This window comes from Candidatus Mycobacterium methanotrophicum, from assembly GCF_023515995.1.
Classification (GTDB): Bacteria; Actinomycetota; Actinomycetes; order Mycobacteriales; family Mycobacteriaceae; genus Mycobacterium; species Mycobacterium methanotrophicum.
The window spans coordinates 217700-232560 of record NZ_CP097321.1; the positions used below are offsets into that span (position 1 = coordinate 217700).

Sequence of the window (14861 nt, forward strand, 5' to 3'; positions counted from 1 at the left end):
CAGGTTTGATCGACTCGCTTCCCCTAGTAATATTCCGGGATTGAGTCTGTCCAACACATCAGGGGTAAGGCCCCAGTATTCAACCGTGATGTGTGTCGGTGCCGCACCTTGGCGTGAGATCAATCGGTGCAGCCGTCAATCTTGTTTTCCTCGACTGTGATGTGATTACTTACCGCGTAAATAGGAAATAACGTCATCGCGGTAGTCGAGGAATCCCTTGTGGATCTACTGACGTTTCCGTGGGTGGCTTTCGAGGCCCGGACAGGCTTGTTCTCTGGGCCGCGCCAGTGGCCAGGGCAGGTCTGTGACCTGCCCTTTCGCCTGCCGGGAGGGCGCATAGAGGCTCGCGGGTCAAGGGTGGCCAAAGGCCATCGCGAAGCGACGCGCAGCGCCCTTGACGCGTGAGGGGTGCGTCCGTAGCAGGCGCGGCCCAGATCCGCGTTCACCCAACCGAACCCGTGACCAGCGCTCCGTCGGGCACCCACGGAAACAGCAGAAGAGCCTCCCTTGTATGCAGCGATCTGCTCGTCGAGTGTGTCGATCACAGTGGCCAATTGCGTCGACCAGGCAGGGATTCTGCGGACATCCCGCAATGAAGCCATGAAGGTGCGGATGTTGAACGTGACCGCGCCCGTCATCGGCAGCCGAACAAAATGTTCAAGTTCAATCCGTAACCGAGCGCGGCCGTAGTCTCTTTCACGAACCATCCGGGGTATGTCCCGTCCCCATTCCGGAAGCTCTTCGAGACTTACATCAAGCTTATGTGAATCAGATGTTGACAGCGTCCAATTCACCCGCCGGTAGGCCTCATCTGCACGCAATTGTCGTAAGAACTGCTCGGCACGGTTTACAACCCCTGTTCGGATCAGGTGCGGTACCGGCGTGTGGATCTCATACATATCCATGCCGACGTCAAACGAGACCGACCATGCGGCTGCGAAAGTTACCGCGCCAGCATCAAAGTACAGCCGCCCGTCTCGTTCTATTACCAGAAGTAAATCGTCGGGAATTTCCCGAGCAAGAAAGTCCAAGGGTCCATGTGGCAGCGTATTCCAATCGCCGAATGAGAAACGTTGATCGGTACCAAGTATGGTGTTACGCCAATGAAATTGACCGCCCGGCTCGTCAGTCAGATGCATGATCTGCGGATAAGACAGGTCAAGGTCACGCAGGTAATACAGGAGCAGGTCCCAGCATGCCAGTTCCATTCCGGGCATGATCTTGACCCGGTGTGGGTCGGCGTCGAGTATCCGGCGGCGTTCGGCCATGATGGTCGGGTATTCCGCGCCGCCGAGATCGACTAGGTGGCGACCCCACTCGCCTCCGTGGGTGACGCATGGCACGCGCGCGGGCTCGACATTCACGGCATATTCGAAGGTCGTATCGTTCTCGGGAAACGGCCAGGGCAAATTGCTCAGATGGTCGACAGGCTGGGTGAGATAGGCCTCGACGGCGCCCGTGTGGTTCAGCACTCTGGCATTCATAGATCTACCTCGATGATGTCCTGGCCGCGAGACACGCAGCACAGCATGGTGGTGTTGGTGGATTTCTCCTCGGCCGTGAGGACGAAGTCGCGGTGCTCGACGGTTCCTGCAATGACAGAGATGCGGCATTCGCCGCAGACGCCGCGGCGGCACAAGTTGCGCACCGGTAGGCCATGGTCGAGTAGCCGCTGAAGTAAGGACATCCCGCCCGGTACGTCGATGATCTCCCCGGAACTGGCCACAACGACAGTGAACGGGTCGCCCGAGTCTTGAGCGGGTGCGGTAAACCGCTCGAGATGCACACGCGCGGAGGGCCATCCGGCCTGACGAGCGGCTTGCAGGTAAGTGTCGAGGAGCGCTGGCGGGCCGCAGGCGTACGCGTGTGTGCATCTCGAGCGGTTGTACCCGAAACCGTTCCAAGATCATGCTGATCGTGTCCTCGACCGTAACGACTTCATGCAATGTGACGCCGGGAAATTCGACGACTTGACGGAGGTCGTCGAGGTGGGCGGCATGGCCGGGGCGGTATGAATAAATGATGTCGGCGCTGCCGCCCTGGCGTGCGATTGCGCGGGCGTGGGACAAAATCGGAGTTACGCCGATGCCGCCGGCGACTAGGAGAGCGTTGCGCTGGTTGAGGATCGGGGGAAACATTGAGCGCGGACCCTCGACCTGCAGAAGATCGCCGGCTTTCAACTGGTCGTGTATCCAATCTGACCCACGGCCTTCGCCGCGACGCATTACCGAAATGCCGTAGCTACCCGGCAGTACGCCGTCGTCAACGAGCGAGTAGGCGTTGCGGTGCTGGCCGGCAGTAACTATCAGGTGACTGCCCGGCTGGTAGGCGGTCAATGTCGAGTCGTCGTCGGAAACCAGGCGATAGTGGTTGATCTCTGGCGTCAACGCTGTCAGCGAGGCAACCCTAAGCGACCGGACTGCTGTGGTGTAAGCTGGATGTAGGTGTGGCCGGTAGGCCACGTCCGCTGCGGTCATGGCAACGTCCTTGCCTCAACGCTGGATGCCAGAAAACTGCCTCGGACAGCGGAGTGGTGTGAATGAATTTCCACTTGGCTTCGACAGCCTGGGCACTGGACTAACTCACCGGGCTGTCCGACGACACGGTGGGTGTCGCGGCAGTGTGCGCAGTACATAGGCAAGTCACGGGTGTGGGTGACAAACGCCGTGAGTTCTTGGGGCAAGACCCCGGCGGCACGTGCAGCGGCCAGGATGAGTAAAACGTTATGCTGACCGCCAACCACCATGATGCGCACTCCGGTGCGCGCCTCGGCTACTGCCTGCTCGACTGCTTGCCGGTCGTTGTCGTCAGCCAGTGAACCCACAACGAGCAGTCGGGTCGGCGCCGTCAACGCAGCGGCAGTGAGCCACATCTGCGCCACGTCACGGCTCTCTGGCTCGGCGCCTGCCATAATCACCAGAAAGGCCGCGCCTTTGGAGTCGATGTCACCGGGATTGTCAGGCCAGACCGGCAGGCCCAGCTGCGCAGAGGTCACGATTGCACCCGTGCGTACAGCCGTCCGCTGCGATCGGTTCTACAGGCTGAGGGGGCACTCGTTTCAGTGGTGTCGGCGCAGACTTCCTGCGCAATATCGCTGTCCTGCACGGGGATTAGCATCCGATGATCGTTCGCCACAGCGGCTGTGCCTTCGCTGCAAACAGGCTTACCGTTCTGGCGCCCGTTGACAGAAGTGGGATGGGTCGGGTTGCGGGCGAGGATGACCCGTCGCACAGCGCTCGCTAACCTCTCGGCCGGGGAAAGATCGCCGGCAACAGGATGCGGCTGGTTTTGTCGAGCTGAGCCAGCCGCGCACTCTGATGGCCCGCGGACGGTCTTCGCGGTGGTCATGTCTTTTGGCCCCTGCGGGTTGGTCGGGTGAGCGGCCGGCTAGCGCGTCACACTCACGTAGTGAAATCTGGTCTATCGGTATGAAACGTTAGGCGTGTTGCCGAATTGTGTCGTCGGTGTTGAAAACGGGGAACATCGCGATGCGTGCGCAAACGGGCGACAGGACAAAGTTACGATGTCTAACTACCGTGGTAGCAAGGCTCTTTCACATCTGGGCGCGTGGATGTGCGCAACGGTACGACGTCCATGAAACTCGCAGCAGTCCGGTTGGCGCGCCGACATGGCGGGTGCTGCCCGGTGGGTGAGTCATAGTGGTACCAGCCGACTGACAGTAACCAATATCGGCCGGAAATGCTTTGCATCTTGGGCAGAGACCACGATCGCACGGCGCTTGGGGCCCGGCAACGACGGAACTTCCGAATCACGCAGTGCCCCTGTGCGTTCCGACCGCAGGGGTCGAGGCGGTATCCGTGGAGCCAATATGTGCGTTCCGCGGTGCGGCATCTGATCGGATGCTCATAACCCGATTGCTACGCTCAGTAACCGCGACGCGGTGTTCTCCTCATCGGGGCGCAGGCCACGCTGCCCGGCGAAGTAGCCGGCCGGCGGTCAGCGCCCGCTTGGTCTCGACCCAGGCGACCACGTGCCGCCGGCCCACCCGTTGGCCCTGATGATGGTAGTCCGTGGGCGGCTTTTTGCGGCCGCAGACTTCCACGTCGGTGGCGAGCGGTTTGCAGCCTCGACTCCGCCTCGCGCGCCGGTAGCTGTGGGCTAGGCGGAGTCCGATGGCATCGTCCGCACCAAAGACCCCGCTCAATAGCTGAAGGGGCCCCAGGCATGCCGCTTCAGCGCGGCTGGCTTCTTGCCGAGTTTACCGGCGCGCACCATCACCGCCAGACTGTCCAGGATCACGCGGCTGCTCATCAGGGCAGTTTGCTCGGCCCAGTCGTAGCGGCGGATCGGCAGCTCGCCCTCGGCCTGCTGAGCCCACGCGCCTTCCCTGTTGAGTATGTCAGCCTGACCCGCGAAGGGATTAACCATCGATGTTCCTCTCGTCGAGATTCAACTCACGGCGGAGGATGCGCTGGCGACGGCACAGCAGTCGGCACGGACTGCGGGCCCCTGTGTGACAGGGTTGGGTGAGACAGCAGCAGTAACCGATCATCGCTACAGGGCGAGACAGGATCACCGTTTTCCGTGACTATGACGATCGCATCCCTGCAGGGGTGCGCTGATACTGACCAAGTGGACGACGCGCCGGATCCAGGCGCTCGGGCCCGCCGGCGCACGTTTACCGCCGAGTACAAGGCCCGCATCCTCGATGAGTACGACGCGCTGCCGGCCGGTTCGTCCGAGCGTGGTGCGTTGCTGCGTTGCTGCGCCGCGAAGGCCTGTACAGCTCGCACATCGCCGAATGGCGCAAGGCCCGTGATGCCGGTGCCCGTGCCGGGCTGACGCCCAAGGGCAAGTCGAAACGCACCGCTGAGCAGGTGGAGCTGGACAAGCTGCGGCGACGCACCAAGCAATTGCAGGCCGAGCTGGACCGGACCAAGCTAGCCCTGGAGATCACGGGAAAAGGTGTGCCACGAACACGGGAGGCTGCGTGATGTAGGAGATCGCGGAGGAACGTGGTGCTGTGTGAATGATGAAGGGGTTGTGGCCCTTCGGAGTCGCCCGTCGGGTGGGAGGCTTCAAACCGCCTCATGCTGCGTTGGCTGAAGACCGTCGTGGTGAGCGATGAGGAAAAGGCGCTGTTAGAAGCGTCAGGTGGGGATCAGGAAGACGAACGCGAGTGAATCGCTGACGACGTGTCGAAATGGATGAGATGGCATCGAAACCGGGGCTTCTTTTTGGCGCCGGGATGAGTTTGGCGGGTATCCCGATTTCTGGCCAGGCGGTGTCCGGCATGGAGGCGACGTGATCCTGGTCTGCGGCGTTCACGCGGAACGTGGGAAGGCATGCCCCGATACAGTTTTCGCTTCGGTGAGGGCGAGAGGGAGCGCGGCGGGCAGCAGAAACTGTGAGCCGTTGAGTACCGACGCGGGGTGTGCTGGCGGACCGGCTCGTAGTAGCGCTGAACCGCCTGTAATGGGCGCGGAGCAAAGGGGCCGGACCATTCGGGTTGGTGAAGCAGTCAACCGGCGGCAGCCGGGAGGAGCTGGATGAAGCAATCGAAATCGCTGGGAAAGCCGTTCGAGATATCGAAATGGGCTGTTGCGGAGGCGTATCGCAGGGTCAAGGCCAACAAGGGTGCCGCCGGTGTGGACGGGTTGTCCATCGAGGGCTTCGAGTCCGACCTGAAGGGCAACCTCTACAAGGTGTGGAACCGGATGTCGTCGGGGACGTACTTTCCGCCGCCCGTGCGGGCGGTGGAGATCCCGAAGGCTGGCGGCGGTGTGCGGGTGCTCGGTGTGCCGACGATCGCGGACAGGGTTGCGCAGACGGTGGTGGCCATGGAACTGGAAAAGCGGGTGGAGCCAATTTTCCATCCGGGCTCCTACGGCTATCGACCCAAGCGTTCGGCGCTGGACGCAGTCGCGTCATGCCGACAGCGGTGTTTCAAGAAGGACTGGGTGCTCGATCTGGACATCCGCAAGTTCTTCGACACCGTCGACCACGAATTGATGGTCAAAGCGGTTCGGGCCAATACCGACCAGGACTGGGTGGTGTTGTATGTGCGGCGGTGGCTTTCGGCTCCGCTGCAACTCCCGGACGGGACGCAAGAGGTGCGGCATCGAGGTACCCCGCAGGGGTCCGCGGTGTCGCCGATTCTGGCGAACCTGTTCATGCACTACGCGTTCGACATGTGGATGGCCCGGAAGTTCTCGGACGTCGACTTCGAACGGTACGTGGATGACGCGGTGATCCACTGTGTCAGTGAGCGTCAGGCGCTGATGCTGAAGGCCGCCGTTGGGGAACGTTTCGCCGCGGTGGGGTTGGAGCTGCATCCGGACAAGACGAAGATCGTCTACTGCCGGGACGAGAACAAGCGCACGCTCGATTCCGAGCACACCTCGTTCACGTTCCTCGGCTATGAGTTCCGAATGCGGTCGGCGCGCAACAAGTTCGGGGAGTTGTTCACCTCGTTCTTGCCTGCCATCAGCCGCGACGCGGAGAAACGCATCAACCGGGAGGTCCGCAGCTGGGGCCTGCACCGACACACGGATTGGACTCTGGGCCGGATCGCACGATGGATCAACCCCATCGTGCGAGGCTGGCTGCGATATTACGGTCTGTTCTATCGGACGAAACTGTATGCGCTGTGCAAACGCATCAATACCTACTTGGTGCGGTGGGCTCGCAAGAAATATCGACGGTTGCACGGGTTCAAGAAGGTCAACGCCTGGTGGAAAGCCTTGGGGGAACGATATCCTCGAATGTTTGCTCACTGGGAATATACCTGTGGCTTCATGGCGACTGGATGGTAAGAGCCGTGTGACGAGAGACTGTCATGCACGGTTCTGTGAGAGCCCGGGGGTGAGATTCCCCCGGGCCACTCGACCACGCGCTCTTGGAGATGCTCTGCGAGAGCGCGGATTTCGAGCCGAAGTCGAAGCGCTGATCGGCGAGCACTTGCCCGCCCTGGAGGCAGCGACGTCCACGAAGCGGGCGTGTGAATTGCTGGGCGCATCACGGTGTGCATGAAACCGGGGATGCTTCAGACTTCTCTATCTGGGACCGGCCCTTCGGGTTGGAGGGTAGCCGGTTCTGGTTGATGCTGCTGGCTGGACCGCCAGGCAGCTTCGAACTCGTCGGGGGAGAGTCCGCCGAGTCCGGCCTGGATGCGGCGTGGGTTGTATCAGCCGTCGATATAGCGGAACAATGCTGCTTCGGCTTCCGCTCTCGTAGCACAAGTGGTTGCGGGCCAGTAGATCAGCTCGATTTTCGAGCGTTGACCACAGGTTCTCCGCCAGCGCGTTGTCGAAGCTTTAACCGGGTAATTTTCGTTGACTCGTGTGCTGTAATTTGGCTGCCGCCTTTGCGGCCGTAGGCGCGCATGATCTGCTCGACACGCTTGCGGCCGACCCTCACACCCCGATTACGTAGTTCCAGCCACACCCGCGGCGATCCGTAGGTGGCGGCGAACTCGCTCTCGCCACGGATCTCATCGATGAGCACCAGCAGCCCGGCATCGCCTTCGCCCGCCGCGACGGGCGCTGTCGCACCTTGCGCCACCCGTAATAGGCCGATGATGCGATACCCAGGACCCGTAGTAGGAGACCGACCGAGAAGTCATGTGCATCAGTGAAATTCATGACCGCCTCCGGGTCGGGTCGATCTTTGATGCGAAATACGCACTCGCCGCCCGCAATACCTCGTTGACCCGCCGCAGCTCGGCGTTCTCCTTCGCCAGCCGCCTGTTCTCATCGACCATCGCCGTCGTCGGGCGATCGTCACGCTCACCGCGGTCGGCCTCGTCCTGGCGGATCCAGTTCCGCAAAGCCTCCGGGTGCACGTTCAGCTGGCGGGTCAACTGGGCGATCACCGGCTTAGGGTCAGATTCCCGATACAGCCGCACCGCGCGTTCACGCAGCTCGTCCGGGTACTTCCTGTTCGGAACATGTCAAGGCCGGTGAGACAGTTTCTTACGCGGATTTGATGAGTGCTTCGGGGGTTGGCTGGTTGATCCAGGCGATGGTGGGCAGTTTCGGCGGGGTGGGCCGGCGATGCCGGAACCTGGCGGGGTTGGCGGCATAAGCCGCGTCGAGTGTGGCGGCGCGTTGGGCCTGTACCTGGGTTGCAGTGCCGTAGTGCACCGAGGCCGCGGTGTGTAGCGCGACGCCGCTGTGACGATGTTCATGGTTGTAGTAATCGAAGAATGCGCTGCAGAAGGCGCGGGCGTCTTCGATTGAGTGTGGTCACCTGACTTGGCCCCACTTTGGTCGGTGTTCTTCACGAATTTTGGCCCCGGCGGGGTGGTGAGCATTCCGCTTGGGTGGGGTGCGGTGTGTCGTCACCAATGTTGGCCCCACCCTCGTTCAGATCGTTCCTGTCGCCCGTCGTCCCTGGCGGCCGTCAGGGAGGTCGGTCAGGATGCGGTCACGCGTGGAACTGTTCGAGAACATCAGGAGAGATCACCGGCTCGATGAGCGGTCGATCCGCGAGTTGGCGGATCGGCACAAGGTGCATCGTCGGACGGTGCGCCAAGCTCTCGCCGACGCGGTCCCGCCGCCGCGCAAGTCCTATCCGGTGCGTCCCCGCCCAGCGATCGACGAATGGGCGACGGTGATCGACGCCTGGCTGATCAAGGATCAGGACGCCCCGCGCAAGCAACGCCACACCGCCCGGCGGGTTTGGCAGCGCCTCGTCGCCGAGCATCAGGCCGCGTGCTCGGAGGTGACGGTGTCGCGGTACGTCGCTCGCCGTCGGGTGGAACTCGGACTGCTCCAGCACGAGGTGTCGATTCCGCAGACCCATCTGGCAGGGGCTGAGGCCGAGGTCGACTTCGGCGAGTTCTACGTCACGATCGCCGGGTTGGTCGTGAAGTGCTGGATGTTCGTGATGCGACTGTCGCACTCGGGCAAAGCGTTTCACGTCGCGTTCGGCACCCAAGCCCAGGAGGCGTTCCTGGAGGGCCACGCGCTGGCCTTCGCGTATTTCGGCGGGGTCCCGGGCAGGATCCGGTATGACAACCTCAAGCCCGCGGTGATCCGGGTCCTCAAGGGCCGTGACCGCACCGAGTCCGACCGGTTCACCGCGATGCGCAGCCACTACGGGTTCGACTCGTTCTTCTGCCGCCCCGGCATCGAGGGTGCCCACGAGAAGGGCGGTGTGGAGGGTGAAATCGGCCGCTTCCGACGGCGCCACCTCGTCCCGGTCCCCAAGGTCGACTCCCTGGCCGAGCTCAACGAAGTGATCGGCGCCGCCGACCGGGCCGACGACGACCGGGTGATCACCGGGCGCCCGGTCACGATCGGGTCGGCGTTCGCCGCCGAGGTCACCGTGCTGATGGTGTTGCCGGCCGAGGCGTTCGACTGCGCGCGGCTGTTGAACGCCCGTGTCGACAATCGGGCCAGAGTGTCTGTGCGGCAATGCTTCTACTCCGTCCCGGCCCGCTACGCCGGGCGACGCCTCCCGGTGCGCCTGGCTGCCCGAACCGTCGAGGTCTACGACGGAGCACGACTGGTGGCCTCCCACGAACGGGCGGTCGGACGCTACGTCGAGGTCTTGGTGCTGGATCACTATCTCGAGGTCCTCAAGACCAAACCCGGGGCGCTGCCCGGGGCGACCGCGCTCGCCCAAGCCAAGGCCCGCGGGACGTTCACATCTTCTCACCAAAGCTATTGGGATGCAGCCCGAGTCACCTCTGGCGACGCCAAGGGAACCCGCGCCCTGATCGCCATCCTGCTGGCGCATCGCACCATGCCCGCCAGCGCGCTGATCGCCGCGATGGACCGGGCGGTCGCCTCGGGCTGTCTGAACCCCGAGACGGTGCTCATCGACGCCCGCCGCCACACCAGCCAGATTGCACCCGCGGTCGGAATCGCCGGTCTGGCCCGCTACGACCGACCACCGCCCTCGCTGACCGATTACGACGACCTACTCACCGGAAGCGACTCATGACCACCACAGCCAGCAAAACGACGACCGTAGATGCCGCTGCCCAAGCCTCCATCGGTGCCGCGGCCCGCGAACTGCACCTGCCCACCGTGCGCACCGAAGCGGTCCGTCTGGCCGAGATAGCCGACCAGCAACGCCACACCCACCTGCGTTACCTCGCCGAAGTCCTGGCCGCCGAAGTCGACGACCGCACCGAACGACGCCGCACCCGACGCATCAACGACGCCAAGTTCCCCAGGCTGAAACGGTTGGCGGAGTTCAACATCGACGCCGTCCCCGGCATCGCACCCGCCACCCTCGGTCAACTGGCCGGCGGGCACTACATGGACGCCGGCGAGCCCGTCGTGCTGCTCGGCGACTCCGGCACCGGCAAGTCCCACCTGCTCATCGGGTTGGGGTTGGCGGCCTGCGAACAAGGCCGACGGGTCCGCTACGTCACCACCGCGCAGCTGGTCAACGAACTCGTCGAAGCCGCCGACGAGCGGGTCCTGTCCCGCGTCGTGGCCCGCTACGGGCGCCTGGACCTGCTCTGCCTCGATGAACTCGGATACGTCCAAATCGACCCTCGCGGAGCTGAATTACTGTTCCAGATCATCACCGAACGCGAAGAACGGGCCTCGGTCGCAATCGCCACCAACCTGCCCTTCAGCGAATGGGGCACCGTGTTCCCCGACCCACGCCTGGTCGCCGCCATCGTCGACCGGGTCACCTTCAACGCCCACATCATCGAAACCGGCACCAAGTCCTACCGACTCCGCACCAGCAAAACCACCACCCGAACCAAACGCACCAGCTGAGCAAGGTGAGCCAAAATTCGTGACGACGGTGGGGCCAAATCACTTGACGAAACGCATTCGATCGAGCCGAACCGGCCCGGGAACGCCGGGCAGTACTTGAGGGTCTTGAAATTGGCCTCCGAGTAGGGGTTGTCGTTGGACACGTGCGGGCGGCTGTGGCTGCGGTCCACACCCAGGTCGATCAGCAGTTGGGCGACCGGCTTGGAGGTCATCGAGGTGCCGCGATCAGCATGTAGAGCCAGTTGACCGGGTTCGATGCCGTGGTGGGCCAAGGTGTCGTCGATGAACTGCTTGGCCAGCTCGCCGGTCTCGCTGGCAGCGAGGGTCCAACCGACGACGTAGCGCGAGAAGATGTCGATGATCACATACAGCTGATAGAAGATACCACGTTGTGGCCCTTGCAGTTTCGTTATATCCCACGACCAAACCTGGTTCGGCGCGGTGGCGATCAACTCGGGTTTCTTGCGCGCCGGGTGGGTGCGCTGACGGCGCCGCTCCCGGTTCTCCCCAGCAATGGCCAAAAGCCGGTACATGGTGCGAATCGAGCACAAGTAGATGCCGTCGTCGAGCAGGCGCGCCCACACCTGCGCCGGCGCCAGGTCGCAGTACTCGGCCGATCGCAGCACCGTCAGGATCTGCTGGCGTTCGGCCTCGGTGAGCTTGTTCGGCGGCTCGGGCCGCCTCCGCGGCGCCGGCCGCGGTGCTGGGTTGCGGCGCCGATAGAGCGTGGCCCGTGATGCACCCAGCAATTCACACGCCCGCTTGGTGGACGTCGCCGACTCCAGGGCGGGCAGGTGCTCGCCGATCACGGCTTCGACTTCGGCTCGAAATCCGCGCTCTCGCAGAGCATCTCCAAGAGCGCGTGTGCTTTTCCCGTGATCTCCAGGGCTAGCTTGGTCCGGTCCAGCTCGGCCTGCAATTGCTTGGTGCGCCGCCGCAGCTTGTCCAGCTCCACCTGCTCAGCGGTGCGTTTCGACTTGCCCTTGGGCGTCAGCCCGGCACGGGCACCGGCATCACGGGCCTTGCGCCATTCGGCGATGTGCGAGCTGTACAGGCCTTCGCGGCGCAGCAACGCACCACGCTCGCACGAGCCGGCCGGCAGGGCGTCGTACTCGTCGAGGATGCGGGCCTTGTACTCGGCGGTGAACGTGCGTCGCCGAGCCCGAGCACCCGGATCCGGCGTGCTGTCCACTTGGTCAGTATCGGCGCACCCCTGCAGGGATGCGATCGTCATAGTCACGGAGAATGGTGATCCTGTCTCGCCCTGTAGCGATGATCGGCTACTGCTGCTGTCTCACCTAACCCTGTCACACAGGGGTTCGCTGCCACTGAGACATCCTTCCTCCAGGCTGACAACAGCAAACCTGGCTTGGAAGTCTCTGAGAAAGCGGGGGAACCTCACCGGCCTCGTTGCGCTCGTCGACCCGGTCGATGTCGATCAGCGTGCCGTCCAACGTCACATGCGACCACTGTTTCCACTCGGCCCGCTCGTGCACGTCGGCCTGCGCCGCGATCACCTCGATCGCCTCATACAGGTAGCGGCGGCTGGAAACGTGACGATCACGCCGGCGAGGCCCAAAAAGCCCACCGGTGCAAATCTGGCCCGCGTGGCGCCGAGCGGTTCCGGTTCGTTTGTGGCTTATCGACGTGGGTGGGTTCAACCGGCCCGGAAGCGCCGCCGCCGGTCATGGGCGACGTGCCGAGGACTCTGCCTCGCCTCCGACAGCTCAGATGTCGGCGCGGTCATCGGGGTATGCAGTAACCGCCAAGAATCGAATCGGCAAACGCATGAATTGATGTGGGCCGTGCATCGTCTCGCCGTCGATCAGGAGGGTGTCGCCGGGCCGAAGCGCGTATTCGGCATCGCCGTGGCCGTAGACCATGGCGCCTTCAAGCATGTAAAGAACCTCAGTGCCCGGATGCTGGAACTGCGGAAAGACTTCACTGGCCTCCGTCAAGGTCACCAGCACCGGTTCGAGGCGTTTGTGCGGACCCCGCAGCGCTCCTAGCAGTTCATAGTGGTGTCCCACTCGCGTGCCACGACCGACGATCTGTGATCCGCGCCCGTTCTCGGTGTAAGCCGCGTTGTGTCCGGTATCGGCGCCACGGAGCAACATCGTCACCGGGACGTCCAGGCCCGCAGCCAGTTTCGCCAGTGTTGACAGGCTGCACGACGTTTGAGCATTTTCGATCTTCGACAGCATTGCCTTAGAAATCCCGACCTTGGCCGCCATATCGGCGCTTGACAGGCCGGTTGCCCGCCGCAGACTGCGCACCCGCCGCGCTATCGCTTTCTCTAGGTCGTTGCCGGTGAGCGCCTCACCTACTACCTCACGCTGCACCGGTGCTGGATCGTCAGTGTCGCGCACAATCGTCAGTTCGTGGTCCTCCACAGCGTGCGAGACTAACAGAGGTGGTTTCCTGTCAGGTGGTTTCCTGTCAGACATCCCAGGAGCTTAAATGTCAAGCGGCGGTTTGTTGATCTTGATTGTGGGACGGCCAGGCGGTGGCTTCGTCGTAGAGCGTGCGGGTCTTGAGGCAGCCGTGCAGGATTCCGACGAGCCGGTTGGCGAGCTGGCGCAGCGCGGGGTTGTGGCCGAGGCCGCGGGCGCGTTGCTTGTCGTAGTAGGCGCGTGCGCCGGGCGAGGCGCGCAGCGCGGAGAACGCCTGCGTCATCAGCGCGTCGATGAGCCTGTCCTGATGCACGAACCGCGCGAGCACGACCTTCTTCTTGCCGGAGGCGCGGGTGATCGGGCTGGTTCCGGCGTAGTTCTTGCGGGCCTTCGCGTCGGCGTACCGTGCTGGGTCGTCGCCGAATTCGGCGAGCACCCGGGCGCCGAGGATCGGTCCCAGGCCGGGCTGCGACAGGATGATCTCAGCGTCCGGGTGCCGGTGAAAATGCTCCTCCACCTGCTCTTGCAGGATCGCGATCTGCTCGTTGAGGGTGGTGAGCACGGCCACGATCGAGCGGGTGGCAGCCGCGTACGCGGTGGTGATCACCGGGTCGCGGCCGAGCTGCTCGCCGCGCAGCGCGTCCTGGATCCGGCTGGTCTTGGTGTCGATGTCGCGGCGACCGGCGTGTTTGAGCGCGGCCCGGATCTGGCTGCGGTTCAGCTTCGCCGCCGACGCGGGGTCGGGGGCTCTGCCGAGCAGTTCCAGCGCATCGGCCGCGTCGAGATCGTCGAAGGCTTCCAGCGCGGCGGGGAAGTACTCGCGCAGCGCGTGCCGCAGCCGCTGGGTGTGGCGGGTGCGGTCCCAGATCATCGTCTTGTGCGAGCGGGCAACAACTTTCACCGCCTCGGCTGCCGCGCTGTCGCCGGCCACCGGGCGCAGCTGGTGCGAGTCGGTGCGGACCATGTCGGCCAGCGTGTGTGCGTCCGCCGGGTCGCTCTTGGCGCCGGAGACGCTGTGCCGCTCCCGGTACCGGGCCACCGACAGCGGGTTCACCGCGTACACGGTGTATCCGGCCGCGATCAGCGCGGCCACCCACGGGCCCCGGTCGGTCTCGATTCCGATCGCCACCTCGGCCATGTCGGCGTCGGCGCCCAGCTCGGCGCCGATCATCGCGTGCAACCGCGCGATCCCGGCCGCGCCCTCGGGCAGCCGCGCCCTGGCCAGCCTGCGTCCCGCCGAGTCCATCAGTTCGACGTCGTGATGATCTTCCGCCCAATCGTCGCCCACGTACAGCAATTTCGCCACTCCTCGCTCCTGTCTGCAGTTGTCCGGGTTACAGCCGGCAGCGTGCGGGAGAGCTCTCGGCGACCTAATGAAGCAGTGCTCACGCCACGCGGGCGGGCACGACATCCCATCAGCGATCCCTTCTCCCGGGCGAACCGGTGGGGGCGACGATCTGACATCAGGACTCGAAATCCAGGAGGCATCAGTGCTCACCCACCGGCCGCTACCGATAGCAAGTCTGCCCGAAGGCCGCACCCGCTAATACTCATTAGGTGGTTTCCTGTCAGACATCCCAGGAGCTTAAATGTCAAGCGGCGGTTTGTTGATCTTGATTGTGGGACGGCCAGGCGGTGGCTTCGTCGTAGAGCGTGCGGGTCTTGAGGCAGGCTCTTCTGCTGTTTCCGTGGGTGCCCGACGGAGCGCTGGTCACGGGTTCGGTTGGGTGAACGCGGATCTGGGCCGCGCCTGCTACGGACG

General features: G+C 63.7%; 11 protein-coding genes and 4 pseudogenes. 4 read left to right on the forward strand and 11 right to left on the reverse strand.

Going from position 1 to position 14861, the window contains the following annotated elements; genetic code table 11:
* Window positions 1-503 precede the first annotated feature (503 nt).
* From M5I08_RS25750 to M5I08_RS25765, 4 genes and pseudogenes are all read right to left on the reverse strand, one after another.
* Window positions 504-1484: pseudogene (locus tag M5I08_RS25750) on the reverse strand (heme-dependent oxidative N-demethylase family protein); the annotation flags it as partial.
* A pseudogene (locus M5I08_RS25755) lies at window positions 1481-2477 on the reverse strand (PDR/VanB family oxidoreductase). The pseudogenes M5I08_RS25755 and M5I08_RS25750, both read right to left, overlap by 4 nt.
* A complete protein-coding gene (locus M5I08_RS25760; RefSeq protein WP_219070554.1) occupies window positions 2474-2995 on the reverse strand; it encodes a dimethylamine monooxygenase subunit DmmA family protein in 522 nt (173 codons plus the stop codon). The pseudogene M5I08_RS25755 and the gene M5I08_RS25760 overlap by 4 nt, the downstream one beginning before the upstream one ends.
* Before the next feature lie 1166 nt (window positions 2996-4161).
* A pseudogene (locus M5I08_RS25765) lies at window positions 4162-4299 on the reverse strand (agmatinase); the annotation flags it as partial.
* Between the two features lie 422 nt (window positions 4300-4721).
* Between M5I08_RS25765 and M5I08_RS27205 the strand changes: the two are divergent.
* Window positions 4722-4955, forward strand: coding sequence for a hypothetical protein (locus M5I08_RS27205; protein WP_219070902.1), 234 nt, complete (start codon window positions 4722-4724; stop codon window positions 4953-4955).
* 555 nt (window positions 4956-5510) lie between these two features.
* A complete protein-coding gene (gene ltrA / locus M5I08_RS25775) occupies window positions 5511-6776 on the forward strand; it encodes a group II intron reverse transcriptase/maturase (protein WP_249763524.1) in 1266 nt (421 codons plus the stop codon).
* 445 nt (window positions 6777-7221) lie between these two features.
* Here ltrA and M5I08_RS25780 read toward each other — a convergent pair whose 3' ends face one another.
* From M5I08_RS25780 to M5I08_RS25790, 3 genes and pseudogenes are all read right to left on the reverse strand, one after another.
* Window positions 7222-7524, reverse strand: coding sequence for an IS3 family transposase (locus tag M5I08_RS25780; RefSeq protein ID WP_219070780.1), 303 nt, complete (start codon window positions 7522-7524; stop codon window positions 7222-7224).
* Window positions 7525-7600: 76 nt separating this feature from the next.
* A pseudogene (locus M5I08_RS25785) lies at window positions 7601-7891 on the reverse strand (transposase); the annotation flags it as partial.
* 43 nt (window positions 7892-7934) lie between these two features.
* The gene (locus M5I08_RS25790) at window positions 7935-8105 is read right to left on the reverse strand and encodes a hypothetical protein (RefSeq protein ID WP_219070770.1); all 171 of its coding nucleotides are present in this window, start codon (window positions 8103-8105) and stop codon (window positions 7935-7937) included.
* A 277-nt stretch (window positions 8106-8382) separates the two neighbouring features.
* Here M5I08_RS25790 and istA point away from each other — a divergent pair, with 277 nt between their 5' ends.
* The gene (istA, locus tag M5I08_RS25795; protein ID WP_219070768.1) at window positions 8383-9912 is read left to right on the forward strand and encodes an IS21 family transposase; all 1530 of its coding nucleotides are present in this window, start codon (window positions 8383-8385) and stop codon (window positions 9910-9912) included.
* A complete protein-coding gene (istB, locus tag M5I08_RS25800) occupies window positions 9909-10706 on the forward strand; it encodes an IS21-like element helper ATPase IstB (protein WP_219070753.1) in 798 nt (265 codons plus the stop codon). The genes istA and istB overlap by 4 nt, the downstream gene beginning before the upstream one ends.
* On the opposite strand, the gene M5I08_RS25805 is transcribed toward istB, so the two are convergent.
* The 4 genes from M5I08_RS25805 to M5I08_RS25820 form a co-directional block, all read right to left on the reverse strand.
* A complete protein-coding gene (locus tag M5I08_RS25805; RefSeq protein ID WP_249763525.1) occupies window positions 10655-11515 on the reverse strand; it encodes a DDE-type integrase/transposase/recombinase in 861 nt (286 codons plus the stop codon). The genes istB and M5I08_RS25805 overlap by 52 nt on opposite strands.
* Window positions 11512-11940: a hypothetical protein gene (locus M5I08_RS25810; RefSeq protein ID WP_249762780.1), complete on the reverse strand. Its 429-nt coding sequence runs from the start codon at window positions 11938-11940 to the stop codon at window positions 11512-11514. The genes M5I08_RS25805 and M5I08_RS25810 overlap by 4 nt, the downstream gene beginning before the upstream one ends.
* A gap of 493 nt (window positions 11941-12433) precedes the next feature.
* Window positions 12434-13099, reverse strand: a complete 666-nt coding sequence (locus M5I08_RS25815) for a helix-turn-helix domain-containing protein (RefSeq protein WP_249763526.1) — start codon at window positions 13097-13099, stop codon at window positions 12434-12436.
* A gap of 70 nt (window positions 13100-13169) precedes the next feature.
* A complete protein-coding gene (locus tag M5I08_RS25820; RefSeq protein ID WP_249763288.1) occupies window positions 13170-14396 on the reverse strand; it encodes an IS110 family RNA-guided transposase in 1227 nt (408 codons plus the stop codon).
* Window positions 14397-14861 lie beyond the last annotated feature (465 nt).

What these genes read in the sequence shown, in the direction of transcription:
- ltrA (WP_249763524.1), top strand. Translation starts at nt 5,511, where the DNA reads ATGAAGCAATCGAAATCGCTGGGAAAGCCGTTCGAGATATCGAAATGG.
- istA (WP_219070768.1), top strand. Translation starts at nt 8,383, where the DNA reads ATGCGGTCACGCGTGGAACTGTTCGAGAACATCAGGAGAGATCACCGG.
- istB (WP_219070753.1), top strand. Translation starts at nt 9,909, where the DNA reads ATGACCACCACAGCCAGCAAAACGACGACCGTAGATGCCGCTGCCCAA.
- M5I08_RS25810 (WP_249762780.1), bottom strand. Translation starts at nt 11,940, where the DNA reads ATGACGATCGCATCCCTGCAGGGGTGCGCCGATACTGACCAAGTGGAC.